The sequence below is a fragment of the Metabacillus sp. Hm71 genome (assembly GCF_051842955.2).
GTDB lineage: Bacteria > Bacillota > Bacilli > Bacillales > Bacillaceae > Metabacillus.
Genome location: NZ_CM200278.1, coordinates 5,021,259 through 5,047,449, shown reverse-complemented (window position 1 = coordinate 5,047,449; position 26,191 = coordinate 5,021,259). Strand labels below are relative to the sequence as shown.

Below are 26,191 nucleotides of genomic sequence, written 5' to 3'. Positions count from 1 at the left end.
GATCTTACAACTATTAAATTGAAATGATTAGTTTGAATTGGTTATTTCAATTTGTTTCTCTTTTTTAATTTGTTTTTTGAAAATAGAAAGTGTCATAAGAATTAGAGAGCCTATTCCAATATAAACCAGTATATTCAACGATTCACCAATATTATGGTTATCAAAGAAGAATATCCCTCTTAGACCTTCGACACTAAATTTTAATGGAATCCACGAATATAACCAATCCTTCGTTAGGTCTGGTAAAAACTCGACAGGTAAGTTCAGTACAGGGATTGAAAATAAAAACATTAGTAAAATAAATGGTGCTGCAATAACTCCAATCCAATTGAATAAAGTATTTTGTAACAAAAAGAAGGTAAAGCCGCTCAAAAGCAGGAAAAGGAAGGTGATTTCTTTATTAGGAATATTCACATCTAATATGTAATCTGCAAATAACATAATAGACGTAACAATAACTAATAGAAATAAAATACCGCCAATTACCTGACTTGCAATAGAAGTTAAACTTATTTGTGAATTTGTCGTTTTCTTTAAAGTGATGAATAGTATTAAAGAACAAATAAAAACAGAAAGCCAAAGAATTTGTGTAAATAATACTGGGGTATTTCCATTAGCTGTATGGCTATCTACATCATTTATTACCTGTTTTTCAATTTTTAAAGGATTTATTACTTGTTTTATTTTATCAGCTGGAAGTGATACAGACTGTGCTTCTAATTGACTAAACATGATATTTTGAACTTGAGTGTTCATTTCCAAACCTATTTGGTTAGCAATTTGTCCTATTGTATTTGCTGCAGTATAATTCATTCCTTCGTTAATAATGACTTCTACTTGAGGCTGCCCAGGGCTTGATTGAAGCAACGCAGCAATATTTTGCGAAGTATTTTCCGGAATGATAATTGCTGCGTAGTAAGATCTATTGTTCATTCCGTTCATTGCTTCGTCTTTGTCCTTTAAGACACTCCATTTAAAAGGTATATCCTTATTTGTTATTAAAGTTTCTTTAACTGTTTCTCCAAAGTTTAATGTATGATTAGGCATTTCAACACCCTTATCTTCCACTACGATAGCTACTGGTAAATCTTTTGGTTCAGGGTTTACTATAGAGCCCATAAAACCGACCATGAATATACTGACAACTACAATGATTGCTAACAACCCTCCCCAAAACAATTTTTGAGAAAAGAAATTCTTCATTACACACAAAATGACCAACTCCTCAAAAAATAATCAACAACATGTTGTATAAATAACTATTTGTTATTTATAATTTCATTATAATGACCAATTTTTGATACTCAATAATCAATATCTTTCGATTTATTAGATATACGACAAATAAACCTGATATGTCTAGAAACTAACAAATTTTTAAGGTGGGTGTAATGATGTCAACAAAAACTGATTTGCGAATTGTTCGTACACGTAAATTAATTAAAGAAGCATTTCTTGATTTAATTCAAACGAAAGGGTACGAGTCCATCACAATTCAGAATATTGCCGATTGTGCATTGGTAAATCGCGCTACTTTTTATTTGCACTATAAAGATAAGCAGGATTTATTAGATACCCTTCTTAATGAGATATTTAATGAATTAGCAGACGCAATTAAGCCATGCAGCTATGTTCAAAACAAAATGGTCAAAATAGCGAATTTCCAACTATTAATTGAAACAATTTTTAATAAAATTGCTGAACATAAAAAGTTTTTTAAAGTGATGTTATTTGAAAACGGTGTTAATGGATTTAATACTAAAATGCAAGATGTTATTAAAGAAAAATTTAATGAAGAGTTTTTAACATATGGACTTGATGAAGAAATCCTATCAATTCAACCTGAATTATTAACTACTTTTATTTCTTCTGCTTTAATAGGAACAGTAAGTTGGTGGTTAAAGGAGGATTTGCACTATTCTCCTAATCAATTAGCTAAGCAAACTGTAAAACTATTTTCTATAGGTCCTTTAAAAACAGCTGGGTTCCAGATAATTGATTAATGGAAGGGGCTTATTTTTCTATATTGATTCAAAAACAGATTATATACTTAGTCCAATTTCGATAAATTCATCCCAACCTAAACTTTATTAAAAATGAAAAAAAGAAATGTCGGAATTTATACAATTTTTCTAAAAAGGTATTGAAATCTGATTATGGATCATATAATATAAAACCATAAATAGGGTAATCGATTACCCTTGATTTATCGAGAATGATAACGTTTTAAACTATGTTTTTTGTAAAAAGTTGTAAAAAAAACTACAAAAGGAGGTTTTTTAATTAATTTGGAATAAATTATCTGCCTCAATTAGGTAATCGATAAATCTCATTTGGTGTATAATTAATCTTACCGGTTGTTAGAAAAACAATTTGGACGATTAAAGGTTTTAGAAATGTAAGCGTTACCTAGTTGTTTAAGATAGTTGTAGTGAATTTACTAAGATATGTAAACAATCTCTATGATGCAATTCATCTATTAGAATCTCACTCGTTGATTCAAAAAATAAATAGATAAAATCTATTTATCTATTTATAAAGGGGAAGAGAGGAGAAATCCATATGAGTAAACAAGGAAACCAAAAGTCGTTTTTACGTACGATTATCATCGTCTCAACATTCGGAGGGCTTCTTTTTGGATATGACACTGGAGTGATTAATGGAGCCTTACCGTTTATGTCTGAAGCGCTTGGTCTTACTTCTTTCACTGAAGGGCTTGTTGCCAGTTCACTACTTTTTGGAGCAGCACTTGGTGCGTTATTTGGCGGCAGGCTTTCAGATCTTACCGGGCGTCGTACCAACATTTTATATCTTGCAGTGCTTTTCTTTGCATCTACACTTGGATGTACACTTGCTCCGAACGTAACGGTTATGATTATTTCCCGTTTCTTTTTAGGACTTGCTGTAGGGGGAGCTTCAGTAACAGTTCCAGCTTATTTAGCGGAAATGTCACCAGCAGATAGACGGGGGAGAATGGTTACTCAGAACGAATTGATGATCGTAACCGGCCAATTATTAGCCTTTGTTATTAATGCGATTTTAGGGAGCACAATGTCCCATCATGATCATGTTTGGCGCTACATGCTGGCGATCGCGGCACTTCCGGCTATTTTCTTATTCTTTGGTATGCTTAAAGTACCGGAAAGCCCGCGTTGGCTCGTATCGAAAGGGAAAAATAGAGATGCCTTAAGCGTCCTTCTTAAGGTACGTGAGGAAAAACAAGCTCAATCAGAGCTGAATGAAATTGAGGAAACGCTAGCGAAAGAGGCAGAAGCTAAGCAAGCAACATATAAAGATTTAAGTGTACCTTGGATTCGTCGTATTCTATTTCTTGGGATTGGAATTGCTGTGGTGCAACAAGTAACAGGTGTTAATTCAATCATGTACTACGGCACTCAAATTCTAAAAGATGCTGGTTTAGGAACTGAGGCTGCTCTGATCGGTAATATTGCAAACGGTGTCATATCAGTTCTCGCTACTTTTGTTGGTATTTGGCTACTTGGCAAGGTTGGCCGCCGTCCAATGTTGATAACTGGTTTGTTAGGAACAACGATGTCACTTTTGCTTATTGGGATATTCTCACTTACACTTGAAGGATCTGCGGCACTTCCATATGTCGTACTTAGTTTAACAGTTACGTTTCTTGCCTTTCAGCAAGGAGCGATCTCACCGGTAACATGGTTGATGCTCTCAGAAATATTCCCACTTCGTTTACGTGGGATAGGTATGGGTGTTACAGTCCTTTTCTTATGGGTTGTCAATGGTTTTATTGGTTTGGCATTTCCGGTATTACTTGATAAAGTGGGCTTATCTACAACGTTCTTTATTTTCGTCGCTTTGGGACTTGCAGCAATCGGATTTGTAAATAAATTCTTACCGGAAACAAAGGGACTGACACTTGAACAGTTGGAACAGAAATTCCGTCATCATGATGGGCGAAATCACCAAGACTACGTGGAACAGGTTGATATCCAAGCGAAATAAAACGGAGCAATAATGTTGTTTGAAATAGATTATATAAATTGGTATAGAAATTGATCAAAAGACTGCAAAGGAGTTCTTATGAATTCTTTGCAGTTTTTTTTCATTAGGATTAATTCCCTCCTTACCATTTCTGCAATTTGGTAGGAAGAGAAAGATATGCTGAACTCAAAGGGTTGTGATATAATGATCAAATAATAAATCAGTACGATAGCCGGGAGTATACCACTTCGTGAAAAGGATATACATCGGTTGAAAGAGTGGGGAGAAATGAAACCAACCATTTACGATATTGCGAGGGAAGCGGGAGTCTCTGCTACTACGGTTTCCAAGGTTATTAATAATAAGGGTCGGATAAGCGAGAAAACAAAAAATAAAATCATGCAAATCATCGAGGAGTTTCATTATCAGCCCAATGTGCTGGCTTCTGCGATGAAAGGAAAATCCACTTACACTATTGCGCTATTAATCCCTGATGCGGCCAATCCAATATATGCCCAATATTTAAAATATATAGAGGAATATGGGCAAGAGTTGGGATTTAGTGTTGTTATGTGCAGTACCGGGAGCGACCCGGAAAAGGAAGCTAGGCATATTACCTTATTAAAGCAGAAACATGTGGACGGGATTATTATCGCTTCGATATTTAAAAATGAACCAGTGTTAAAACAGTTAATTGAGGAAGAATTGCCGATTGTCTTCGTTAATTTTCAACGGCCAGAACTTCCTGTAGGCAGCATAAGCGGCGATGATTTTTTAGGAGGTTACATGGCGACTGATCATCTTTTGTCATTAGGTCACCGAAGAATTGCAATTATTGCCGAGGATGCAACCATAAGCGGGGAAGAACGGATCAAGGGATATAAAAAAGCTCTCGAAAATGCCGGGATAGAGGTTGATGAAAACTTAATTATTACAATTAATGAACCAACCATTGAAGGTGCAGAGGTGCATGCTAAAGAATTGCTTAACAATGCTCAAAGACCTACAGCGATATTTGGATGTAATGATATATTGGCAATTGGATCGATGCTGGCAGCAAAGGGCCTTGGGATCAGGATACCGGATGAACTATCTATTATTGGATTTGATAATACGATTATGTGTAAGATCGTAGAACCTCAGCTATCATCCGTAAATATACCGATAAACGAAATGGGTAAACAGGCGATGGAACTGTTGGCTCAGCAAATTAATAAAAAGAATAACATGAAGCAACGCACTTCTCTTTTACCAGAACTTATTATTCGTCATTCAACGGCTAAACGAAATGAAAAATAGTAAAAGATAGATGGAATTAGATCAGTATGAGGATTCCTATGAAAAAATGCTTGTCAAAACGATAAAAGGCGAGAAATCTTAGTTTTACTTTGATTTCTCGTCTTTTTATCGTTTACCAGGAAAGTATAAAAATTCATTGAACTGTGGATAAGCACTGCGACATCCAGCTCCGAAGCACAGGATGTGCAAGTGCAGTCAGTGCGACAGGACGTCGCGTTTTTGACTGCCAGCGCCTATCGCCTATCAAACTTCAGATCATCTCCCTACGATAAGTCAACATCGGTTCGCTTCGCTTACCGTGTTTCCTTTATCTCAGTCGATGCTCCTCCAGTTTGTACGGCGATGACCAAGGCGCTTGCGCTTTTGTTCTGTAAGGGAAGCGTAGGGTTTAACAATGAAAAGTGAGAAATCGATAACTCTGATTGATTCTTATATTCAATCATTATAAGAATCAGAATACAAATTTTATTAAAAAAATATTGAAATCTCGTGAAGTTTAGGATAAAATGAAATCAAATTTAAAAGGGTAATCGATAACCCTAACCCGAAGGATTTTAGTCCATTAAAGAAAGGATACTCTGTGGAGATACAAATCTTTATAGCTTTATTGAATTTGTAAGCGTTATCTGTCCATTTAGCTGATTATGATAGCAGTGATGCTGAAAATGATTTAGATGGTGTGCAGGGTGAACGTTAAACAATAAGACTTGTCCTTTCAATAAACAAACATTCGATAATTACTTTATGAATTTGGAGGAATGACCATGACTTTAAAATTTGGCGTGATCGGAACGGGTGCCATCGGCAGTGAGCATATTAGAAGAATCACTAACAATTTATCTGGCGGAAAAATTGTCGCTGTAACGGATGTGAACGAAGCATCGGCAAGAAATGTTGTTAATCAATTCGAGCTAGATGCCGTTATCTATCCTGATGACAAAGCGCTTGTTGCAGATGACAATGTGGATGCGGTGCTAGTAACAAGCTGGGGCCCTGCGCATGAACAAAGTGTACTAGCTGCCATTGAAGCTGGAAAGTATGTTTTTTGTGAAAAGCCGTTAGCAACTACAGCAGAAGGCTGCATGAGAATTGTAGAAGCAGAAATGAAACACGGTAAGCGTTTAGTGCAGGTTGGATTTATGAGAAGATATGACAGCGGTTACGTGAAATTAAAACAAGCTATTGACAGTAATTATATTGGGGATCCATTAATGGTTCGCTGTGTACACAGAAACCCATCAGTTGGCGAGAATTATACAACAGATATGGCCATTCACGATACGCTCATTCATGAAATTGATGTTTTGCACTGGTTAATTAACGATGACTATAAATCAGTACAGGTGGCATTTCCGAAGAAAACATCTCGGGCACTTGCACACTTGTCCGATCCGCAGCTCATTACGTTAGAAACAAATAGCGGTATTATCATTACGGCAGAAGTGTTTGTAAACTGTCAGTACGGCTATGATATTCAATGTGAAGTGATCGGGGAAGAAGGGGTTGCCTACCTGCCGGAGTTCCCAGGGATCACCACTCGTAAAAATGCGAAACTTGGAACAAGCATCTTGATGGATTGGAAAGATCGATTTATCGATGCTTATGACATAGAGTTACAGGATTTCATTGACTCAATCAAGAAAACGGGTGAGCCTAATGGTCCGACATCTTGGGATGGCTACATCGCAGCAGTCACGGCGGATGCTTGTGTGAAGGCACAACAAACAGGTGAGAAAGAGCCGGTGACATTAGCTGAAAAGCCAGGCTTCTATAAAAATGAAAAAGAGGTTGTACAACAGTCTTAAATTTGGTTGAGACATCCTCACTTGAATAGCAGCCTTTAATAGGCATAATAAAAAATGAATGGGGGAAATCACTTTATGAAACTTTGTTTTAATCAAGCTACGACGTTAGAGAATTCCAATCTAGCAAAGGACTTAGAATATTGTGAAAAACACGGCTATGACTATATCGAAATTCGAACAATGGACAAATTGCCTGAGTATTTAAAGGAAAAGTCTCTGGACGAGCTCGTTGAATTTTTTAATACACACCATATCAAGCCGTTAGCATTTAATGCTTTAGTGTTTTTCAATAACCGCGATGAAGCTGGTTACACGGAAATCATCAATGAATTCAAAGAGATGATGAAAGCAGCGAAAAAACTAGGCGTAAAATATGTGGTAGCAGTACCGCTTGTGACAGAGCAGAAAATTTTGAAACAGGATATTAAAAATAGTTGTGTAGAGGTATTGAAAGAACTTTCAGATATCGCAGAACCTTATGGCGTAAAAATTGCCGTCGAATTTGTGGGACATCCGCAATGTACAGTCAATACCTTTGGCCAAGCTTACGATATTGTGGAAACCGTAAATCGTGAGAATGTCGGCTTAGTTTTTGATTGTTTTCACTTCCATGCGATGGGGTCAAAATTAGAGGATCTTAAAAAAGCGGATGGCTCTAAAATCTTTATTTTGCATATCGATGACACAGAAGATTTCCCAATTGGTTTCCTAACAGATGAAGACCGTGTGTGGCCTGGACTTGGAGCGATTGATTTAGATACTTTATTATCAACATTGAAGGAAATTGGATACTCTGATGTTGTATCTGTTGAATTATTCCGACCTGAATATTATCAAATGGATGCTGAAGAAACGATTAAGACAGCAAAAGAAACAACACTCAAAGTAGTGTCAAAGTATTTTGACTTGCAGCCAGTATAAATATATTTTACTTCAATTTTTGTTGCTAACAAGATCACAATCTAACAAAAAATATAAATGAACGTTTTAAACCCTTGTTAATATGGGGTTTAAGACGTTTTTTATTTTTATTAGACAAACGAAAAGGAAAATAACTCAAACGATCCATGGGAGCGGTATGTAAAAACTTTATATAAGGCATCCAATTATCTCTCGACTTTCTTTTTAATGAAAACACTCTCAGTCAATTTCAGTTATAATCAAGACAGTTTCAGGTAACGAAATGATGACATTTTTAGTATAAACTGATAGTAATTTCACGTGGAGGAATGGCGAATTGAAGGAAGAAATATTGCGTGTGAAATATAGAATACAAGGGAAGGATGACTACTCTTTTGACTTCCATTCCCATCCGGAATATGAAATTTATTTTTTCCATAAGGGTTCGTGCCGGTATTTAATTCATAACAAAATTTATGACTTAGAACCTGGTGATATTTTGCTTATGGATGGTCTGACAATGCACAGACCAAATTTTGATCCTAATATGGATTATGTTCGAAGTTTGCTTCACTTTTCACCGGAGTGGATTAAAGGTTTACTGGAAGAGCTAGGAAGTATGTATTTAATTGAAGTTTTTCAAAAGCTCCATCATTGTTTAATACGAACAAATGAAAGTAAGGAATCGAAGCGATTAGAAGCATTGATTTCTCAACTGGCTGAGTTGAAGAATAAATCTAAATTCCATGACCACCTTGCAGAAACAGAAATGAAAGCTTTATTTATACAAGTGTTAATTAGTGTATATCGACTAGGACAGTTGGTATCGATCAAAATTCCGAATCAAAAAGGCGACAAAATCGAACATGCTGAGAATATAGCAAATTATATTCAAGAGAATTATATGAATAAATTGACACTGGTTATGATTGCTGAAGCACTTAATTTAAGTAAATCCTATGTGTCACATGTATTTAAAGAAATGACAGGCTTTACTGTTATGGAGTATGTCATGGGATGTCGGCTAACCCAAGTAAAATATTTACTTGAAATGGAGCCGGATAAAGCCATTCATGAGATTGCTTATGATTGCGGTTTTGAAAGCGCCTCCCACTTTAGCCGTTATTTCAATGAGAAAATGGGCGTAACAGCAAGAGAGTATCGTAAAATGCGTCTGCAAAATCGATGAATATAAAACTTGATTATTATGGAATTTTGAAAGCGGATTCTTTATTTGGAATTACTTTCGGTTCATGGAGAAATACAATTCTTCACCTATCAACTTCAAAATCTATGGGGAGTACTTACTAGTTTAAAGAAGACTCATATAGAGGTCTAAACAGTAATTCGCCTCTAGAATGTTTAAACAAATGAATACCTTAAACTTATAAAAGACATGTGGTTGAATTTAATTCTTTAAAAAGGGGACAAAATCATGTCAAGTACAACAATGAATGGAAATGATTATAACAATGCAAGGATATGGCAAATTGCTTTTTTTACCTTAAATAACACGTCATCAAATCTTCACCTATTTATTTTAGGATTTGTCTCTTATTATGCGACAGGACTAGTTGGGCTTGCCGTTATGCTAACAAGTACGCTCTTAATGGCTGCGCGTATATTCGATGGGATTATTGATCCCAGTATAGGCTATATTATCGATAAAACAGAGTCGAAATTTGGTAAGTTTATTCCATTAATGATTATAGGTAATCTCATTTCGGCAGGTACTTTGATTATTATTTTTAGTGTAACTCATTTATTACCGGAATCAGTTCAGTTATTTTTTTTTATTGCGATGTTAATTGCAAATAAAGTCGGTTATTCACTTCAAACAAGTGTAACAAAAGCAGCGCAGACTGTATTAACCAATAATCCCAAGCAGCGACCGCTTTATGCTATTTTCGATGGGATTTATAATATAGGAATTTCTACTGGTGGTCAAATTTTTGTTTCTTCCTATTTAATAGGTAAACACGGTGAATTTAATCTAGGACTGTTTACTGAATTAAATGCCTATGGTCTTATTCTGTCTGGAATCTTTGCATTCCTTGCTGCAGTTGGTATTTGGGCGAAAGATCGTAAAGAATTTTATGGATTGGCTGAGCAAACGATCAGTACAAAACTTCGTGATTATTGGCCGGTCATTAAAGGAAACAGACCTTTGCAAATGCTCTCTCTTTCAGCTTCCATGGATAAACTAGCGACCGGTCTTCTTCGTAATTCAGTAGTGGGGGTCATGTTGTTTGGCATTTTGCTTGGAGATTATGCGTTGAGTGGTCAAATAGGATTAATTACTGTCATACCAACGCTATTGATAACATTTATAGTAGTTGCCATTGCTAGAAAAAAAGGGTTGAAAAATTCTTATGTTAAATCGGCTTGGATAGGAATCCTGTCTTTCCTTGGATTGATTGCTTTATTCCTGCTAATTGATGATCCTACAACGATCTCACTTGCCAATATAGGGATAGAAACGATTTTGTTTTTAGTTTTATATTCATTAGCTTTGGGATTTGCTAGTATTCCAACTACTCTTGTTGTACCGATGATTGCAGATGTTTCAGACTATGAAACATTTAAATCAGGACGTTATGTACCTGGAATGATGGGCACCATCTTCTCATTTATTGATCAATTAGTTTCATCTTTAGCTCCGACAATTGTGGGTGCTGTTGTGGGTATAATTGGATATCATTCAGCATTTCCGCAGGTTGGGGAAGCATTAACTCCTTCATTATTTGCCGCAACATTAGTTTTAGCGTTCGGTTTACCAGCAATTGGGTTGGTTGTGTCAATTATTGCCATGAAGTTTTATAAACTTGATGATAAAAAGATGAAGGAAATTCAAAAAGGGATTGCTGAGATCAAAGAAAAAGTTAAAGGGAAAAAAGATTCTCTTATTATATAGAAAATCAATAATTGTAAGCGTATAACAACATCAATAGCTTCATTATCAACAAAACAGCAATAAAGCAGGCAATTGCAAAAAAAGATTAAATGGCAAAAAAGTATCATTATCTAGAGTTCTAATGTTGAGTGCTATATATCAAAATAGTCTGATTGTAGGGAAAAATAATCTGCAGAATAATAGAGTTGAAGGTATTCTTACATTTTCAAAATAAGAGGAAAGGTTGTGTTGGTTTTGAAATTGAAATGGTTAAACCATAGTCCGAAAAGTCCCTCTGGTGTTTCATGGGGAGTCCCGTGGGGGAGAGGAAGTCTGAAAAGAGAAGACACAGTAACTCTAATCGATGAAGATGGTAAGAAGACTCCTATTCAAAGCTGGCCGATGGCTTATTGGCCGGATGGAAGTGTGAAATGGACAGGTCATAGCGCAATTTTTCATCCAAATGATGGTTCATATGAATTAAAAGTTGGTGAAACTCAAAATCCAGACATTCCCTTACAAGTAATAGATTCAGAAAATCAGATAAAAGTAGATACAGGAGAACTGCAATGGATCATTAACAAAAAAGGGACCCATTTTATCGAGAAAATTGTAAGCGGTTCAAAAATGCTGGGGGAAAAAGGAAGATTAATTTCAATACAAGAAGTGAGAGATGAGACTTCTGAGGTAAAGACTATTCAGGAAATCCCGTTAGAAAGTAAGATCAAACATGCAGAAATTGAACAGCATGGCCCATTAAGATGTGTTATTAAAATTGAAGGTGAGTATGCTAGCATTTCTAATCATCACAAGCGCTCATGGCTGCCTTTCCATTTACGCATCTATTTTTATTCTGGAACTTCATCGATAAAAATGGTTCACACATTTTTCTATGATGGAGATCCTCAAACTGATTTTATTAAAGGGCTGGGAATGGAATTTTCAATTCCTTTAAAAGGAGAGCCATGGAATCGCCATATTCGCTTTGCTGGTGATGCAGGCATTTACTCAGAACCGGCTCAGTTATTGTTAACAAGACGACATCGAAATGCCGATGGACTGTATGAAAAACAAATTAATGGAGAAATGATCAATCTTTCAGAACAAAAATATGAGGACTTACTTGACCACGTCAAGCAAAATGCAATTTGGAACGATTTTAAACTAACCCAGGATTCTGCAGATCATTATCGAATAGCGAAACGAACAAAAAGCGGCTACTCATGGGTTGAATCAACTCATGGCACAAGATCCAAGGGATTGATTTATGCTGGTGGTGAAAATGGAGGGATCGGAATCGGTGTTAAAAACTTTTGGCAGAAGTTCCCTTCAACTTTAGAAGTAACTGGATTAAATAAAACAACGACAAAACTAAAGGTCTGGTTTTGGTCCCCTGACTGTGAGGCAATGGATTTAAGACATTACAGCAATGATACTCATGTGGTGAGTGCTTATGAAGGATTTGACGAAATGCGAGCAACGCCATATGGAATTGCAAACAGTAGCGAGATTTTTTTACAGTGCTATATCAATGCACCATCACATGAAGAGTTAATCGAGAAAACAGAAGAATGGCAATCACCGATTCTATTAGTCTGTGATCCAGCCTATTATTATGAAACAAAAGCATTAGGCATTTGGAGTTTACCAGATACAAGCCATCCAATAAAAGCGCAATTAGAATCAGAGCTAGATAAGGCGATTGATTTTTACAAACGTGAAATTGAACAACGCAGATGGTATGGCTTCTGGAATTATGGAGATGTCATGCATACTTACGATCCGATTCGTCATCAATGGAGATACGATTTGGGGGGCTTTGCTTGGCAAAATACAGAACTGGTGCCGAATATTTGGCTATGGTATGCCTTTTTACGTTCCGGCAGGGAAGATATCTTCAAGATGGCTGAGGCGATGACCCGTCATACAAGTGAAGTAGATGTCTATCACTTTGGTGAATACGCAGGTCTTGGGTCAAGACATAATGTCGTCCATTGGGGATGTGGCTGTAAAGAAGCAAGAATTAGCATGGCAGGTCTTCATAAATTTTATTATTTTCTCACAACAGATGAACGTACTAGGGACTTATTAATAGAAGTGAAAGATGCAGAACTTGCGCTTTCAAATTTAGACCCGATGAGAGAATTTTACCCAGATGATCATTATAAGACACATGTTCGTGTAGGTCCGGATTGGTCAGCGTTTTGTTCAAATTGGCTATCAGAATGGGAGAGAACAGGGAATATCGACTATCGGAATAAAATAGTAAAAGGAATAGAAACGTTCAAACAATTGCCACTACGATTGCTTTCAGGTCCAACCTTTGGATATAACCCAGAGACAAATGAGCTTTATCATATGGGGGATGGTAATGAGGGAGGCTATCATATGATTATCGCTTTTGGCGGTCCGCAGGCCTGGATGGAGCTTGCCCAATTATTAGAAGACGAAGAATGGGAAGACATGCTGGCGGAATTCGGTGAATTTTATGAATTGAGCCAAGAAGAAAAGCTAAAAAGAAGTAATGGAAAATTGCATAACAAATTATTTAATAATCGAATGTTAGCTGCAGGTATAGTTGCCTATGCAGCAGCAAAAAAACAGAGTCCTTCTATAGCAGCAAAGGCCTGGAATCTATTATTAAATGAAGATATAAGTCAGGTGAAACTGCCTTTGGAAGAAAACGAAGTTCAAGCATGGAGAAAAATCACTGAGGTTCCCACGATAACCACAAATACAACGTCACAATGGTGTTTAAATACAATGATCGCTTTAGAGTTGATCGGAGATTATTTAATCTCTGATGAAAGCCTATATAAGAATAATGAGTTGAAACAACTTACTTAAACGGCGTTTGAAAAAACAGGGGAATAGACACGATCCTATCCGTTTTTGTAAGGTATGAACTATTGTGCATGAGGAGGTATGCTTTATGATCCAACGTTATTTTTTTGATAAAGGCAAAAGACTATACAGTAATACATTGTCATCAAATAACGATATTGCAGATTGGGTTCTTGAAGGAGAAGCAAAGGTCCGTTTTAAGGAAGACCGGCTTCAGTTAGAAAATCAATTAGACCCGGCTATCTATGGTGACAACGCTCATTGGGTATTTTGGTGCCCAGTTGATTTTCCAGATAAGATTATGATTGAATGGGATTTTTATCCGATTAGGGAGCCAGGTCTTTGTATGATGTTTTTTGCTGCAACAGGACGTAATGGGGAAGATTTGTTTAGCGCAAATCTTCCTCAAAGAAATGGAAAGTATCCTGAATATCACTCAGGAGCAATCAATGCTCTCCATCTATCTTACTTTAGACATAAACACGAGGATGAACGAGCCTTCCGAACGTGCAATCTTCGAAAAAGCCACGGCTTCCATTTAGCAGCGATGGGCGCCGATCCGCTTCCACCTGTTGAGGATGCAATAGCTCCGTATCATATGAGGCTTGTAAAATATGAAGGGATCGTCCAATTTTCTATTAACAAATTAACCGTACTTGAATGGAAAGATGATGGAAAGAAATATGGAAGTATTTTAAAGGGTGGAAAAATTGGCTTTCGACAAATGGCACCAATGAAAGCAGCTTATCAACATTTGCAAGTTCACGAGGCCCTTTTGTCTGACAACTAAATTGAAATAACCTATAACAAATCAAAAATCCAATTTACAAGAAAGTATTACCTAGTCAATAAAGTTGAAATTTATCCTAAATACTAAGTATACAAATAGGATTAATAAGTAAATAAATGGAGATTTATAGAAAAACAGAAGGGATGCCTGCAAAGGTAGAAATCATCCTGTTCACATCAGTGAAGGCCTGATTCTAAATAAAAATCTTCCATTACAGGGGGCTGGATTTTAAATGAGAAAAGATAAAAAAGAATTAAGTAAAAAAATTGTCCTTCCATTCCTTTCGACCATGCTTCTTACTTCATCATTAGTCGCATGCAGCAATTCAAAAACAACAAGTAGTGATACTGATAAAGGCGGATCGGATAATACGATCACCATTATGACAACAACTTTTCAGCCAGATCCTCCAGGTGATGACAATCCCATTTTAAAAGCACTTGAAGAATATACAAAAACAGATATAAAAATAAACTGGGCACTTAATGCTTCTTACCAAGAAAAACTAAACATTACGTTAGCGTCTGGAGAATTACCTGATATTATGATGATTCCATCAAAGGATCCAAGTTTCATAAGTGCAGTAAAGGATGGTGCATTTTGGGAACTTGGGCCATACTTAAAGGATTATCCAAATTTGAGCCAAGCAAATGAAATGATTTTAAATAATAGCTCAATTGGCGGCAAAATTCACGGAATCTATCGTTCTCGCCCGCTGGGGAGACATGGAATTACCTTTAGAAAAGATTGGTTGCAAAATGTCGGGTTGCAAACCCCTAAAACGATCGATGATTTTTACAATATGTTAAAGGCGTTTTCGGAAAAGGATCCAGATGGAAATGGAAAAGATGATACTTACGGAATGGTTATATCAAAATACACAGGTCCATGGGATATTATGCAAACATGGTTCGGTGTTCCAAACAAGTGGGGAGAAGACGCTGATGGAAACCTGCAGCCTGACTTTATGACTGAGGAATATTTCAATGCATTAGAATTCTTTAAAAAGCTCTATGATGAAGGGTTAATCAATGAAGATTTTGCGGTCATGGATCCGCAAAAATGGGTAGATCCGCTTTTGAATGGGCAAGCTGGTGTGATTGTTGATGTAGTAGACCATGCCCATCGTGCAGAAGAGGATATGCTCGCGGCAAATCCTGATTTAAAGGAGCCAATCGATGTAATAGGTGCAGTGGAAGGGCCTACTGGACTTCATAACCTTCCTACATCTGGATATGCTGGTATACTTGCCATTCCTAAATCCAGCGTAAAAACAGAAGAAGAGTTGAAAAAGGTTTTAGGGTTTATTGATAAATTAAATGACGAGGAAGCACAAAAGTTAGCCAATAATGGTATAGAAGGCCGCCATTATGAAATAAAAGACGGTAAATTCGTAGATTTAAAGGAAGGTAATGAAGCGCTTGTTAATGAAGGTACAGGCTTTAATCAATTTCAGCCATACATCCCGGAAGAGCGTTTTATTAAACCAAAGCAAACTCCTTTAAGAGACAAAGAAGAACAGGTTAAAAAGGAAAACGAAGAAATCGTTGTTCCAAACCCTGCTGAATCACTCGTTTCTGAAGTATACGCACAAAAAGGTCAGCAATTAGACAATATCATTAATGATGCACGCATCAAATTTATCGTTGGGCAAATCGATGAAGCCGGTTTTAAAGATGCGATTGAATTATGGCGCAGTACGGGTGGGGACGATTATATCGAAGAAATAAATAAACTGTACAAAGAAACAAAAAAATAAATAGATTTGTAAAGTCAGGTGGTGCAATGCTTACCTCCTGGCTTTTCACAAAAAATCGTATTACATAGGAAGGAAGGGAGAGAAAGTGGCTTTACTAAAACAAAATGTTAATCAAGAATACCGTCAATCGACGCATTTATTGAGCAAAAGGCAAACGACTACCATTACCAAACGGCAGCGATTGAAAAGAGACCGCTGGCTTTATTTCTTATTAATTCCGGGAATTCTCTATTTTCTCATCTTTAAGTATGCACCTATGTGGGGAGTGGTCATTGCCTTTCAAGATTATTCTCCATTTAAAGGAATGCTAGGCAGTGAATGGGTGGGATTTGAAAATTTCATAAATTTCTTTCAAAACCCCGATTTTTTTAGATTATTACGAAATACCTTCATTTTAGCGGCATTAGACCTGGTCTTCTTTTTTCCAGCACCAATCATCCTTTCACTTCTTTTAAACGAATTACGGATTAATTCTTATAAAAGAACGATTCAAACCTTTATATACGTGCCCCATTTCATGTCATGGGTAATCGTTGCAAGTATCACGTATATTTTCTTTACAACAAGCGGTGGGGTGATGAATGAAATTGTTTCTTATTTTTATGGAAAGGAAATCAACTTTTTATCATCACCTGAGTGGTTTCGCCCGCTCATAATGGGACAAATTATTTGGAAAGAAACAGGCTGGGGCACGGTTATTTTCTTAGCCGCTCTAGCAACTGTCGATCAAGAACAGTATGAAGCAGCAATTGTAGACGGAGCAGGTCGTTTCCGAAGATTGTGGCATGTTACGCTGCCAGCTGTAAGAAGTACAATTATCGTTTTACTCATTTTGCGGCTTGGAAACTTCCTGGATACAGGCTTTCAACAAATTTTCTTAATGTCGAATTCATTAAACCGCAGTGTGGCAGATGTATTTGATACCTATGTCTACTTTGTAGGGATTACACAAGGTGCATATAGTTATAGTACAGCAGTGGGCTTGTTTAAATCAGTCGTCGGCATCATTCTTGTTTTAGGTGCGAACAAGCTGGCGAAGAAAATGGGACAAGACGGGATCTTTTAATTGGTTTTAATTTTAGAGGAGGTGTTTGCAAATGGCAATGCCAAAAATGCACAATACTCCAGCAGGTCGAGTATTTGATGTATTCAACTTTATTTTTTTAGGAATCATCGGATTGCTGATGGTTTGTCCATTCCTATATGTGATTGCTGGATCATTTGCTACTGAAGCAGAGTTAACGAGAAGAAGCTTTTTTATCATTCCAGAAACATTTTCACTGGAATCCTATAAATATATTTTTTCAACAGCTACATTTACCCGAAGCATATTAGTATCCATTGGTGTAACAGTTGTCGGAACGCTTGTATGTCTCTTTTTTACCTTTACGATGGCTTATCCGCTATCTAGAAAACATTTAATGGGACGCAGTACCATAATGAATCTCATTGTATTTTCAATGTTATTTAGCGGAGGAATGATTCCTACTTATCTAGTTGTGAAATCATTGGGATTATTGGATTCTTATTGGGCTTTGATTTTGCCTGCAGCGATTAATCCATTTAATTTAATTATTGTAAAAACGTTCTTTCAAAATATCCCTGCAGAATTAGAGGAGTCAGCTAAAATTGATGGCTGTACGGAGTTTGGGATCTTCTGGAGAATTATGCTCCCGCTGTCAAAACCTGTGCTTGCAACCTTTGCACTCTTTTATGCGGTCGCGATTTGGAATGATTTCTTTAGTGCATTATTATACATCAATGACAATACGAAATGGCCAGTTCAAGTATTGCTTCAGCAAATCATTCTCCTTTCCCAATCGATGTTGAGCGATCCAGCCTCAATGGGTGCAGAATATGTTGAACCACCAGAGCAATCATTGAAACTTGCCGTCGTTGTCGTAGCAACATTACCGATTTTAATCGTCTATCCTTTCCTCCAAAAGCATTTTGCCAAAGGAATGTTATTAGGTTCTGTAAAAGGATAATAAGTTGGAGGGCAATGTATTTGTTTAAGTACAGTAGATTGTCCTTTTTTATGGAGAAATAACATATAAAACAATCTCAGATAATTTTAGGAGATAACTAGGCAATATGAGACCATGAACCGAACGATTATTAAACTATAATAATACATAACACCTGAAAGAACACTGCTTAATTGAAGATTAAAAGGCTATTGTTTACATAGTTTTGAGAGCGTTAAACATTTTGCCAACTATAGCGGCCAAAAGACCTCTCTAAACTTTCTTATTAATAGGGAGAGGAAGTGTTACTAATGGAAAATAAATTTGCAGTCCAATTATATACATTACGAGAAGAATTAAAAGAAGGAATACGTCCATTATTCAAAACCATTAAGGATATGGGCTGGGCAGGTGTGCAGATTTCCGCTTTGCCAAAAGACTATGATCAAAACGAAGTGGCTTTGGCTTTAAAAGAAAATAACTTGTATGCAGCAGGAATGCATACTTCATTAAATCGGTTAAAAAATGACCTTAATGGTGTATTAAAAGAAGCAGAGTTGTATGGCACAAAAGATATTATTCTGCCTTTTTTGGCTCCAGAATTGCGGAGTCCTGAAGAATATAAAGGAATAAAAAAATTGTTGAACCAAATTGCAAAGGATGCCCCAGAATATAGGATTTCCTATCATAATCATGCATTCGAGTTTGACATCGATATAGACGGGCAAGACGCACTTCGTTATTTACTTGATCCATCGAAAGATAATCACATTCTAGCAGAAATTGATGTGTACTGGTTGAAAAAGGCCGGAATGGATCCATCAGAATATATCGCTCCTTATGCAAATCGGATGCCGATCATCCACTTAAAGGATATGACGAATGATGTACGACAAACCTTTGCAGAAGTGGGCACTGGAGTTATTGATTTTCTCCCGATTTTACAATGGGGTGAAGAAAATGGAATCGAATGGTATGCGGTCGAGCAGGACATTTGTGAACGTCCGCCACTGGAATGCTTAGAAACAAGTTTAAGAAACTTAAAGCAATTGGCAAAACAATTAAAAGAAAGATCGAGTAAAGGAGATTTAACTGCCCGTTAATATTTGAACATTATAATATGGAGTGAGACAGATGAGTTTAATTAAAGTTGGCGTTATTGGGATTGGAAATATGGGGAGATCACATGTTCAGCTTTTGGGTAAAGGCAAAATAAAAGGAGCCATTCTAACCGCAATATGTGATTCATTTCAAGATCAACTCGAATCATTAGTAAGTGATTTTCAAGGAGATGTACAGATTTTTAGTGATGAAGATGAATTTTTGAATAAATCCGGTATTGATGCAGTCCTTATTTCAACTCCACACTATGATCATCCAAGACTAGCAATAAAGGCGTTCGCAAAAGGGCTGCATGTTCTTATTGAAAAACCGGCTGGTGTCCATACCAAAGATGTAGCGGAGATGAATCTTGCAGCAAAGGAAAGCGGAAAAGTCTTTGGGATTATGTATAACCAGCGTTCCAACCCAATTTATCAAAAGCTGCGCGAGCTTATTCAATCTGGTGAGCTAGGTGAAATTAAAAGAACCAATTGGATTATCACGGATTGGTACCGCTCTCAAAGCTATTATGATTCAAGCGAGTGGCGGGCAACATGGCGAGGAGAAGGCGGAGGGGTTTTATTAAACCAGGCACCGCATCAGTTGGATTTATGGCAATGGACAACAGGACTTATGCCGAAGAAAGTTCAGGCATTTTGCGGCTATGGCAAATATCATGATATTGAAGTCGAGGATGATCTCACAGCCTATGTAGAATATGAAAATGGCGCAACTGGCGTATTCATTACCTCTACCGGTGAAGCACCTGGAACAAACCGCTTTGAAATTGCTGGTGATCGCGGGAAAATAGTGGTTGAGAACCATAAACTGACCTTTTATCGCTTGACGCAATCAGAACGTGATTTCAATGCAACCTATACTGGCGGTTTTGGAAGACCTGAATGCTGGACAATCGATATCCCGATTAAAGGCATTTATACAGAACACCAAGGGATCATTCAAAATTGGATAGACTCGATCACTAAAGGCACACCTTTATTGGCACCAGGGGAAGAGGGAATAAAAGGCTTGGAAATCTCAAATGCCATTTACTTATCCTCTTGGTTAAACGAGCCAGTTGAGTTACCTATTGATGCAGATCTATATTATGAAAAGCTGCAAGAAAAAATAAATCATTCTACTTTTCAAAAAGAGAACGTAACAAAAGTTGTTTTGGATGTTGCAGGAACACATTGATAATAAGTGAAAATGGCTTACTTCATTTAAGGTAAGCCATTTGAGACTATTGGACCTAGAGTAGCACGAGAATGGCTAGAATCTCAAAAGGTCAAAAAGAGGATATTATTCATCCTCAAATTATTAAAGATGTTTCCTTCAAAGGGGCATGTACAAAATCTCCAAGCTAATAAGTAATAACTATCATTCGCAATAGTTCGGTTATTACTACAAAAATATTATTGTCATAAAATATTTAAGATATTTTTTATTAAAAAACCGTATATTATCTTGTCTTAGGGTCGAAAATGTGTATAATTACTACTAACGATAATTTTGGCAGGTGATTCGCATTTTTCCGACTGATTCGAATGAAACAAAGAAATTCCTTTCCCATTTGTACAATGAAGTATCTAAGGAATTATTTGGCTTCGGTACAACCTTATTAAAGATTAAAGTTGAGGATAATGTGATTACGTTTCAAGCCAAGCATCGCCGTGCTCCGCGTTCTGCCGCTTTAGAAGGAGAGGCTCCAAACTTAAAATTGGAGGTCGATTTTCATATGTCGCTCCTTTATAAGAAGAAGCTAAAGCAAAAGCTGGAAGAGCAGACGGATTGGAAGATTGAAGCTGTTCTAAGAGATTATGATTCAGCGACACAATTTGCTTTTACGAATATTGTGTTAGAAGAAAATTAACAATAGATGGACTACCTTCTTTGATTCATCTTAGAAGGATGCCGGCATAATGTAACGACAGATCGGTTTTATCTTTGTTTACAAAGAAAAGACAATCTTGAGTAGAATAATTATTCTATTTAAGATTGTCTTTTTTTTGCATATAAAAAGACATAATAAAAATAAAAACTGGAGGTATAACATAATGAAAAAAATCATTAAGGGTCTTGTCGTGTCATCTTTATTTTTATTAGCTGCATGTGCTCCTAATGGAGATTCAGCAAATGATAAGCAAGAACCAGTCGAATTAGTCATTTCTACTTGGGGATTCGCTGAAGACTTCTTTCGTGAAGAAGTGTATAAACCATTTGAAGAGGAGCACAATGTTGAAATTGTGCTAGATACTGGAAATAATGCCGACCGTTTAAATAAAGTCCGTCAAGGTACTGCTGATGTCGATGTTATTTTCCTGTCGGACTACTATGCTCAACAAGGAATTAATGATGGATTGTTTGAAACCATCAATCGCAGCAAGATTCCTAATATTGATCACATTTATGATGCAGCAAAAGCGCCGCTAGGTGAAGAGTATGGACCAGCTTATACGATTGCGCAATTTGGAATTGCTTATAATCCTGATGAGGTGGCTCAGCCGATAACTTCATGGAAGGATCTTTGGAGTGAGGATTTAAAGAGTGCCATTACGGTTCCTGGGATTACTTCAACATCAGGTCCAATGTTTTTAGATGCTGCCTCAAAGGTTAGCGGAAGCCAAGAATTTAATGAAGATCAGGCTTTCGAGCAAATGAAAAAGCTTATGCCTAATGTTGTAAAGGAATATGGCCAAACATCTGAGTTTGTTAATATGTTTGCACAAGGTGAAATTGCGGCAGGTCCGATTATGGAAATGTACTTTGCAGATTTGCAGGAGGCTGTTCCGAATGCAGAATTTGTATCACCTAAAGAGGGCGGATATGCCGTCATGAATACGGTCAATGTTGTAAAAGGAACTGACAATAAAGAATTAGCAGAAGAATTTATTAACTATCTTTTAAGTAAGGAAGTTCAAGAAAAGTCTGCGAAAGAGAAGATAGATTCTCCGGTTAATACGGAAGTTCAACTATCTGAAGCAGAAGCTGAAGGATTAACTTACGGTGAAGATGTTGTAAAAAGCTTAGTAGTTTTAGATATGAAGTTTGTCAATGAACACTCAAAAGCATGGATCAACCGTTGGAACCGTGAACTTGCACAGTAAGAAAAAGAGGTGTTAGCGATGAAAAGAAAATTGATTCTCGATGTAGATACAGGAATCGATGATGCAATTGCGATTATTCTTGCTGTAAAAAGCCGACAGTTTGACATTTTGGGAATTACAACCGTAAACGGGAATGTATCCCTAGATTCAGCTACGAAAAATACATTGAAAATTCTTGATCTTTTAGGGGAACGAGACATTTCAGTCATTAAAGGGGCGAATGCCCCTATTCTTAGAGATCGCTTTTTTGAACATCGAATTCATGGAGAAGATGGTCTAGGTGGAGCCCTAAAGGATGTAGAGATTTCCCAGAAGCCTGAAGAGGGCTTTGCCCCTGACTTTCTGATTAACTCCATTTTAAATTTCCCGCATGAAATCACGTTAGTTATAACAGGGCCGTTAACAAATTTGGCACTAGCTATTAAAAAATGCCCGCAAATTACCCAATATGTAAAAGAGGTCATTTTTATGGGCGGGGTTATCCATGGCAGTGGCAATGTGACGCCAACCTCGGAGTATAACATGTATGTTGATCCCGAAGCAGCCAAAATTGTATTGCAAGCGGGCTTCAATTCGATAACACAAGTCGGATTAGATGTAACACGAAAGACTCTATTAACAGAAGAGCATATTCAACTGATTGAAAATAACACACTCGCTGACTATATAAGAACGAGCACATCAGATTACAGGCAGCGATATTTTGAACGAAATGGTGTATGGGGCTGTGCCATGCATGATCCTTTAGCTGTCGGCGTTGCCATCCAAAAAAAGCTTGTGATAACTGAAAAAGTTTATGGTGATGTCGAAACAAGCAGTGAGCTTTGTGATGGACAGTTCGTTTGCGACTTTCAAAATCGGCTCATGAAGCCGGAAAATGTCGATGTTTGTCTTGACGTTAATGTAGAGGCGTTTTTTGACCTGTTTATTCGTATTATCAACTCATAAGGCGCTTTTCTAAAAGATTGTTGTATGTAACGATAAACAGATTAAAAGATAAATACCAGAGTTGAAAACAGCCAATCATAAAACAAATCGAACAGGGGGTTAGAAGATGAAAAAACATTATGCATACCTGTTGCTGTTGCCTGGTGTTCTGTTTTTAACCATTTTTATGTTGATTCCAATCATCATGACGATTGGGACGACATTTTTTAACGAAAATGGTTTTTCCTTTCAAGGATATCTTGATTTTTTCACAGATCGATATTTTGTAGATATCCTCCTCACAACGCTTAGAGTGAGTCTGCTCACAACGTTTATTTGTATTTTATTAGGTTTTCCAGCAGCCTATTATATTTCAAAACTTAGTGCAAGAATGAAGGCTATTATGCTATTATTGACGATTTTTCCGTTATTAACAAGTTCAGTTGTCCGTTCATTTAGCTGGATGATTATCATTGGTAAAAATGGTTTGCTTAATTCGATTTTGCTGTTCTTCGGGTTGATTGAAGAACCGTTAGATATTCTTTATACGCCGACTGCAATCATCATCGGTTTAGTTCATTTATTTTTGCCGTTAATTATCGTCACGCTAGTAGGTGTAATGGAAAACATCGAACTCGATTTGTTAAAAGCAGCTGAAAGCTTAGGTGCATCAAGAGTGACTGTCTTTACAAAGATTGTTCTCCCGCTTTGTGTTCCCGGCTTAGTGATTGGCAGCATTCTTGTGTTTGTAGGGAGTTTTACTGCTTATACAACTCCTGCATTGCTTGGCGGAAAGCAGCGTGTCATTTCGACGTTTTTATATCAAAATGCTATGACGTTAAATGATTGGCAGGTAGCATCTGTTGTCGCAGCGATCATGATTGCGGTAACGATTCTGATTATTGCCATCATGAATGGGCTGGCAAGAAAATTAAATCCGAAGGGGTAGAGGTGTATGCAGGAAAAAAATCGAGGATTGGCCCTGTTTACATTCCTGGTGTTTGTCTTTTTACTAGGGCCTTTACTAATTATATCGATTACATCATTTGAAGGCGGAAGTATTTTAAAATTTCCTCCAGAAGAGTTTTCATTCAGATGGTATCTCAATATTTTTGATGTACAGATGTTTTTAACGACTTTTAAAACGTCGATTATTGTTTCACTTGCCGGCAATCTAATGGCCCTTTTACTCGGAGTCCCGGCTGCTTATGCATTAAGCAGATTTGATTTTAAAGGAAAAAAGCTATTAGATGCTATTTTCGTTTCACCTATTATTATTCCGGGAATTGTGCTCGGCTTTTCATTTTTGCGCTATATTGTCGGGGTTTATCAGCTTCCGATCTATACCGCTTTATTTATCGGACATACCATCATCATGCTTCCGTTCATTATTCGCGTCATTTCTTCAAGCTTGTCAAACTTTGACTTTTCAATTGAAGAAGCGGCGGAAAGCTTAGGTGCCGGAAAACTAAGAACGTTTTTTACAGTGGTCCTTCCGAATATCAAGTCAGGAATTTTAGCTGCTGTTATGATCGCCTTTTTGGAGTCCTTCAATAATGTAGACATTTCGGTTTTTATGACAGGTCCTGGAGTAAGTACGTTTCCGATTCAGATGCTGACATATGTAGAAAACTATTTTGACCCTACGATTGCAGCCATTTCCGTACTACTTATGATCATTACGGCTTTCTTCATGTTTATGGTTGAGAGACTCATGGGACTATCTTATTTTACAAAACGATAAAGGGGGTTTTAGTGGATGGCTTTATTTACTTTACAAGACATATCTGTTGCTTACAATAAACAAAATATTTTAAAAGACTTTAATCTTGAAATAGAAAAAGGAAAGCTTGTTTCCCTGCTTGGTCCAAGCGGCTGCGGGAAAACGACGACCCTTCGGTTGATCGCTGGATTTTTACAAGCGAATTCAGGGAAGTTTTTATTTAAAGATAAGGATTATACAAAGGTGCCAGTGAACAAGCGGAATTTTGGCTTTGTGTTTCAAAACTATGCGTTATTTCCGCACTTGTCTATCTTCGATAACATCGCATTTGGATTAAGGCTTAGAAAAGCAGCGAAAAGTGACATTGAAAAGCGCGTCATGAATGTATTAGAAATTGTCGATCTAAAGGGATTTGAAAAAAGGTTTCCAAAAGAACTTTCAGGCGGACAAAAGCAGCGGGTTGCGATTGCACGGGCACTCGTTATTGAACCAGATATTCTTTTGTTCGATGAGCCGTTAAGTAATCTTGATGCAAACCTAAGAGTGAATATGAGGGTGGAAATCCGCCGCATTCAACAGGAGCTAGGCATTACAACTGTTTATGTTTCACATGACCAAGAGGAATGCTTCTCGATCTCTGATCAGGTAGCAATTATGAATAAAGGCGTCATTGAGCAGCTTGATGAGCCAACAATGATCTACAAATATCCAAAGACTAAATTTGTTGCAGACTTTATCGGATTTAAAAACTTTATTGAGTTTGATGAGCGGAAAGATAATGGAAATCAAATCGAACTAAGCAAATCGGGTCATTCTTTTATCATCGATAAAAATGAACAAATAATCAATCATTCTGGAAAAACAGGGGCAATTCGACCTGATAATTTGATTATTACGGAAAAAGGTCAACTTGTAATGAATCCTGCAAATAGTGTGTTTGGACGGGTTAAGATTAGCACATATCTTGGAAGAAGCTTTCAGTATGTCGTCGAAACGCCAATTGGGGATTTTACGGTGAATAAGGAAATGATCGAACCTTATCATGCAGGTCAGGAAGTGATCCTCGAAATTCCGAAAGATCAAATGGTGCTTGTTGACTAGCAAGAGGAGGAG

At 37.0% G+C, this 26,191-nt stretch carries 21 protein-coding genes; 20 read left to right on the top strand and 1 reads right to left on the bottom strand.

Features of this window, described 5'->3' with window-relative positions; all coding sequences use genetic code 11:
- Window positions 1-27: 27 nt before the first annotated feature.
- Window positions 28-1,203 (bottom strand): YhgE/Pip domain-containing protein, encoded by a 1,176-nt coding sequence (locus ACSVDH_RS24845; protein WP_439252796.1) that lies wholly within the window; start codon window positions 1,201-1,203, stop codon window positions 28-30.
- A gap of 191 nt (window positions 1,204-1,394) precedes the next feature.
- Between ACSVDH_RS24845 and ACSVDH_RS24840 the strand changes: the two genes are divergently transcribed.
- The 20 genes from ACSVDH_RS24840 (at window position 1,395) to ACSVDH_RS24745 (ending at window position 26,179) form a co-directional block, all read left to right on the top strand.
- The gene (locus ACSVDH_RS24840) at window positions 1,395-2,003 is read left to right on the top strand and encodes a TetR/AcrR family transcriptional regulator (RefSeq protein WP_299093588.1); all 609 of its coding nucleotides are present in this window, start codon (window positions 1,395-1,397) and stop codon (window positions 2,001-2,003) included.
- A 559-nt stretch (window positions 2,004-2,562) separates the two neighbouring features.
- The gene (locus ACSVDH_RS24835; RefSeq protein ID WP_439252774.1) at window positions 2,563-3,984 is read left to right on the top strand and encodes a sugar porter family MFS transporter; all 1,422 of its coding nucleotides are present in this window, start codon (window positions 2,563-2,565) and stop codon (window positions 3,982-3,984) included.
- 267 nt (window positions 3,985-4,251) lie between these two features.
- Entirely contained in the window at window positions 4,252-5,262 is a 1,011-nt protein-coding gene (locus tag ACSVDH_RS24830; protein ID WP_518617423.1) for a substrate-binding domain-containing protein, read from the top strand.
- Between the two features lie 764 nt (window positions 5,263-6,026).
- Window positions 6,027-7,067 carry a bifunctional inositol 2-dehydrogenase/D-chiro-inositol 1-dehydrogenase gene (gene iolG, locus ACSVDH_RS24825; protein ID WP_439252776.1) on the top strand — a complete coding sequence of 347 codons (1,041 nt, stop codon included), beginning with the start codon at window positions 6,027-6,029 and terminating at the stop codon, window positions 7,065-7,067.
- 75 nt (window positions 7,068-7,142) lie between these two features.
- Window positions 7,143-7,988: a 2-keto-myo-inositol isomerase gene (gene iolI, locus ACSVDH_RS24820; RefSeq protein ID WP_439252777.1), complete on the top strand. Its 846-nt coding sequence runs from the start codon at window positions 7,143-7,145 to the stop codon at window positions 7,986-7,988.
- A gap of 316 nt (window positions 7,989-8,304) precedes the next feature.
- On the top strand, window positions 8,305-9,156 hold the full coding sequence (locus tag ACSVDH_RS24815; protein ID WP_439252778.1) for an AraC family transcriptional regulator: 852 nt from the start codon (window positions 8,305-8,307) through the stop codon (window positions 9,154-9,156).
- A 246-nt stretch (window positions 9,157-9,402) separates the two neighbouring features.
- Window positions 9,403-10,881, top strand: a complete 1,479-nt coding sequence (locus ACSVDH_RS24810) for an MFS transporter (RefSeq protein ID WP_439252779.1) — start codon at window positions 9,403-9,405, stop codon at window positions 10,879-10,881.
- 225 nt (window positions 10,882-11,106) lie between these two features.
- Window positions 11,107-13,707, top strand: coding sequence for an exo-rhamnogalacturonan lyase family protein (locus ACSVDH_RS24805; RefSeq protein WP_439252780.1), 2,601 nt, complete (start codon window positions 11,107-11,109; stop codon window positions 13,705-13,707).
- 85 nt (window positions 13,708-13,792) lie between these two features.
- Window positions 13,793-14,494: a DUF1961 family protein gene (locus tag ACSVDH_RS24800; RefSeq protein WP_439252782.1), complete on the top strand. Its 702-nt coding sequence runs from the start codon at window positions 13,793-13,795 to the stop codon at window positions 14,492-14,494.
- 232 nt (window positions 14,495-14,726) lie between these two features.
- On the top strand, window positions 14,727-16,253 hold the full coding sequence (locus ACSVDH_RS24795; protein WP_439252784.1) for an extracellular solute-binding protein: 1,527 nt from the start codon (window positions 14,727-14,729) through the stop codon (window positions 16,251-16,253).
- Window positions 16,254-16,392: 139 nt separating this feature from the next.
- Entirely contained in the window at window positions 16,393-17,319 is a 927-nt protein-coding gene (locus ACSVDH_RS24790) for an ABC transporter permease subunit (RefSeq protein ID WP_518618372.1), read from the top strand.
- A gap of 37 nt (window positions 17,320-17,356) precedes the next feature.
- On the top strand, window positions 17,357-18,241 hold the full coding sequence (locus tag ACSVDH_RS24785) for an ABC transporter permease subunit (RefSeq protein WP_518618326.1): 885 nt from the start codon (window positions 17,357-17,359) through the stop codon (window positions 18,239-18,241).
- 290 nt (window positions 18,242-18,531) lie between these two features.
- On the top strand, window positions 18,532-19,323 hold the full coding sequence (locus ACSVDH_RS24780) for a sugar phosphate isomerase/epimerase family protein (protein WP_439252798.1): 792 nt from the start codon (window positions 18,532-18,534) through the stop codon (window positions 19,321-19,323).
- 31 nt (window positions 19,324-19,354) lie between these two features.
- Window positions 19,355-20,518 carry a Gfo/Idh/MocA family protein gene (locus ACSVDH_RS24775; protein ID WP_439252799.1) on the top strand — a complete coding sequence of 388 codons (1,164 nt, stop codon included), beginning with the start codon at window positions 19,355-19,357 and terminating at the stop codon, window positions 20,516-20,518.
- Between the two features lie 322 nt (window positions 20,519-20,840).
- On the top strand, window positions 20,841-21,194 hold the full coding sequence (locus ACSVDH_RS24770) for a DUF2294 domain-containing protein (RefSeq protein ID WP_439252801.1): 354 nt from the start codon (window positions 20,841-20,843) through the stop codon (window positions 21,192-21,194).
- A 184-nt stretch (window positions 21,195-21,378) separates the two neighbouring features.
- Complete coding sequence (locus tag ACSVDH_RS24765; RefSeq protein WP_439252803.1) at window positions 21,379-22,428, top strand: ABC transporter substrate-binding protein; 1,050 nt, start codon at window positions 21,379-21,381, stop codon at window positions 22,426-22,428.
- Window positions 22,429-22,446: 18 nt separating this feature from the next.
- Window positions 22,447-23,376, top strand: a complete 930-nt coding sequence (locus ACSVDH_RS24760) for a nucleoside hydrolase (RefSeq protein WP_439252805.1) — start codon at window positions 22,447-22,449, stop codon at window positions 23,374-23,376.
- A gap of 106 nt (window positions 23,377-23,482) precedes the next feature.
- Complete coding sequence (locus tag ACSVDH_RS24755; RefSeq protein ID WP_439252806.1) at window positions 23,483-24,304, top strand: ABC transporter permease; 822 nt, start codon at window positions 23,483-23,485, stop codon at window positions 24,302-24,304.
- 6 nt (window positions 24,305-24,310) lie between these two features.
- Window positions 24,311-25,099 carry an ABC transporter permease gene (locus ACSVDH_RS24750; RefSeq protein WP_439252808.1) on the top strand — a complete coding sequence of 263 codons (789 nt, stop codon included), beginning with the start codon at window positions 24,311-24,313 and terminating at the stop codon, window positions 25,097-25,099.
- A 15-nt stretch (window positions 25,100-25,114) separates the two neighbouring features.
- The gene (locus ACSVDH_RS24745) at window positions 25,115-26,179 is read left to right on the top strand and encodes an ABC transporter ATP-binding protein (RefSeq protein WP_439252810.1); all 1,065 of its coding nucleotides are present in this window, start codon (window positions 25,115-25,117) and stop codon (window positions 26,177-26,179) included.
- Window positions 26,180-26,191 lie beyond the last annotated feature (12 nt).

Bases quoted from the DNA above. Each gene is read 5' to 3' on its own strand.
- ACSVDH_RS24810 (WP_439252779.1), top strand. From the start codon at position 9,403: ATGTCAAGTACAACAATGAATGGAAATGATTATAACAATGCAAGGATA.
- ACSVDH_RS24800 (WP_439252782.1), top strand. From the start codon at position 13,793: ATGATCCAACGTTATTTTTTTGATAAAGGCAAAAGACTATACAGTAAT.
- ACSVDH_RS24845 (WP_439252796.1), bottom strand. From the start codon at position 1,203: ATGAAGAATTTCTTTTCTCAAAAATTGTTTTGGGGAGGGTTGTTAGCA.
- ACSVDH_RS24765 (WP_439252803.1), top strand. From the start codon at position 21,379: ATGAAAAAAATCATTAAGGGTCTTGTCGTGTCATCTTTATTTTTATTA.
- iolG (WP_439252776.1), top strand. From the start codon at position 6,027: ATGACTTTAAAATTTGGCGTGATCGGAACGGGTGCCATCGGCAGTGAG.
- ACSVDH_RS24760 (WP_439252805.1), top strand. From the start codon at position 22,447: ATGAAAAGAAAATTGATTCTCGATGTAGATACAGGAATCGATGATGCA.
- ACSVDH_RS24775 (WP_439252799.1), top strand. From the start codon at position 19,355: ATGAGTTTAATTAAAGTTGGCGTTATTGGGATTGGAAATATGGGGAGA.
- ACSVDH_RS24830 (WP_518617423.1), top strand. From the start codon at position 4,252: ATGAAACCAACCATTTACGATATTGCGAGGGAAGCGGGAGTCTCTGCT.
- ACSVDH_RS24840 (WP_299093588.1), top strand. From the start codon at position 1,395: ATGTCAACAAAAACTGATTTGCGAATTGTTCGTACACGTAAATTAATT.
- ACSVDH_RS24750 (WP_439252808.1), top strand. From the start codon at position 24,311: ATGCAGGAAAAAAATCGAGGATTGGCCCTGTTTACATTCCTGGTGTTT.
- ACSVDH_RS24780 (WP_439252798.1), top strand. From the start codon at position 18,532: ATGGAAAATAAATTTGCAGTCCAATTATATACATTACGAGAAGAATTA.
- ACSVDH_RS24745 (WP_439252810.1), top strand. From the start codon at position 25,115: ATGGCTTTATTTACTTTACAAGACATATCTGTTGCTTACAATAAACAA.
- ACSVDH_RS24835 (WP_439252774.1), top strand. From the start codon at position 2,563: ATGAGTAAACAAGGAAACCAAAAGTCGTTTTTACGTACGATTATCATC.
- ACSVDH_RS24755 (WP_439252806.1), top strand. From the start codon at position 23,483: ATGAAAAAACATTATGCATACCTGTTGCTGTTGCCTGGTGTTCTGTTT.
- ACSVDH_RS24795 (WP_439252784.1), top strand. From the start codon at position 14,727: ATGAGAAAAGATAAAAAAGAATTAAGTAAAAAAATTGTCCTTCCATTC.
- iolI (WP_439252777.1), top strand. From the start codon at position 7,143: ATGAAACTTTGTTTTAATCAAGCTACGACGTTAGAGAATTCCAATCTA.
- ACSVDH_RS24785 (WP_518618326.1), top strand. From the start codon at position 17,357: ATGCCAAAAATGCACAATACTCCAGCAGGTCGAGTATTTGATGTATTC.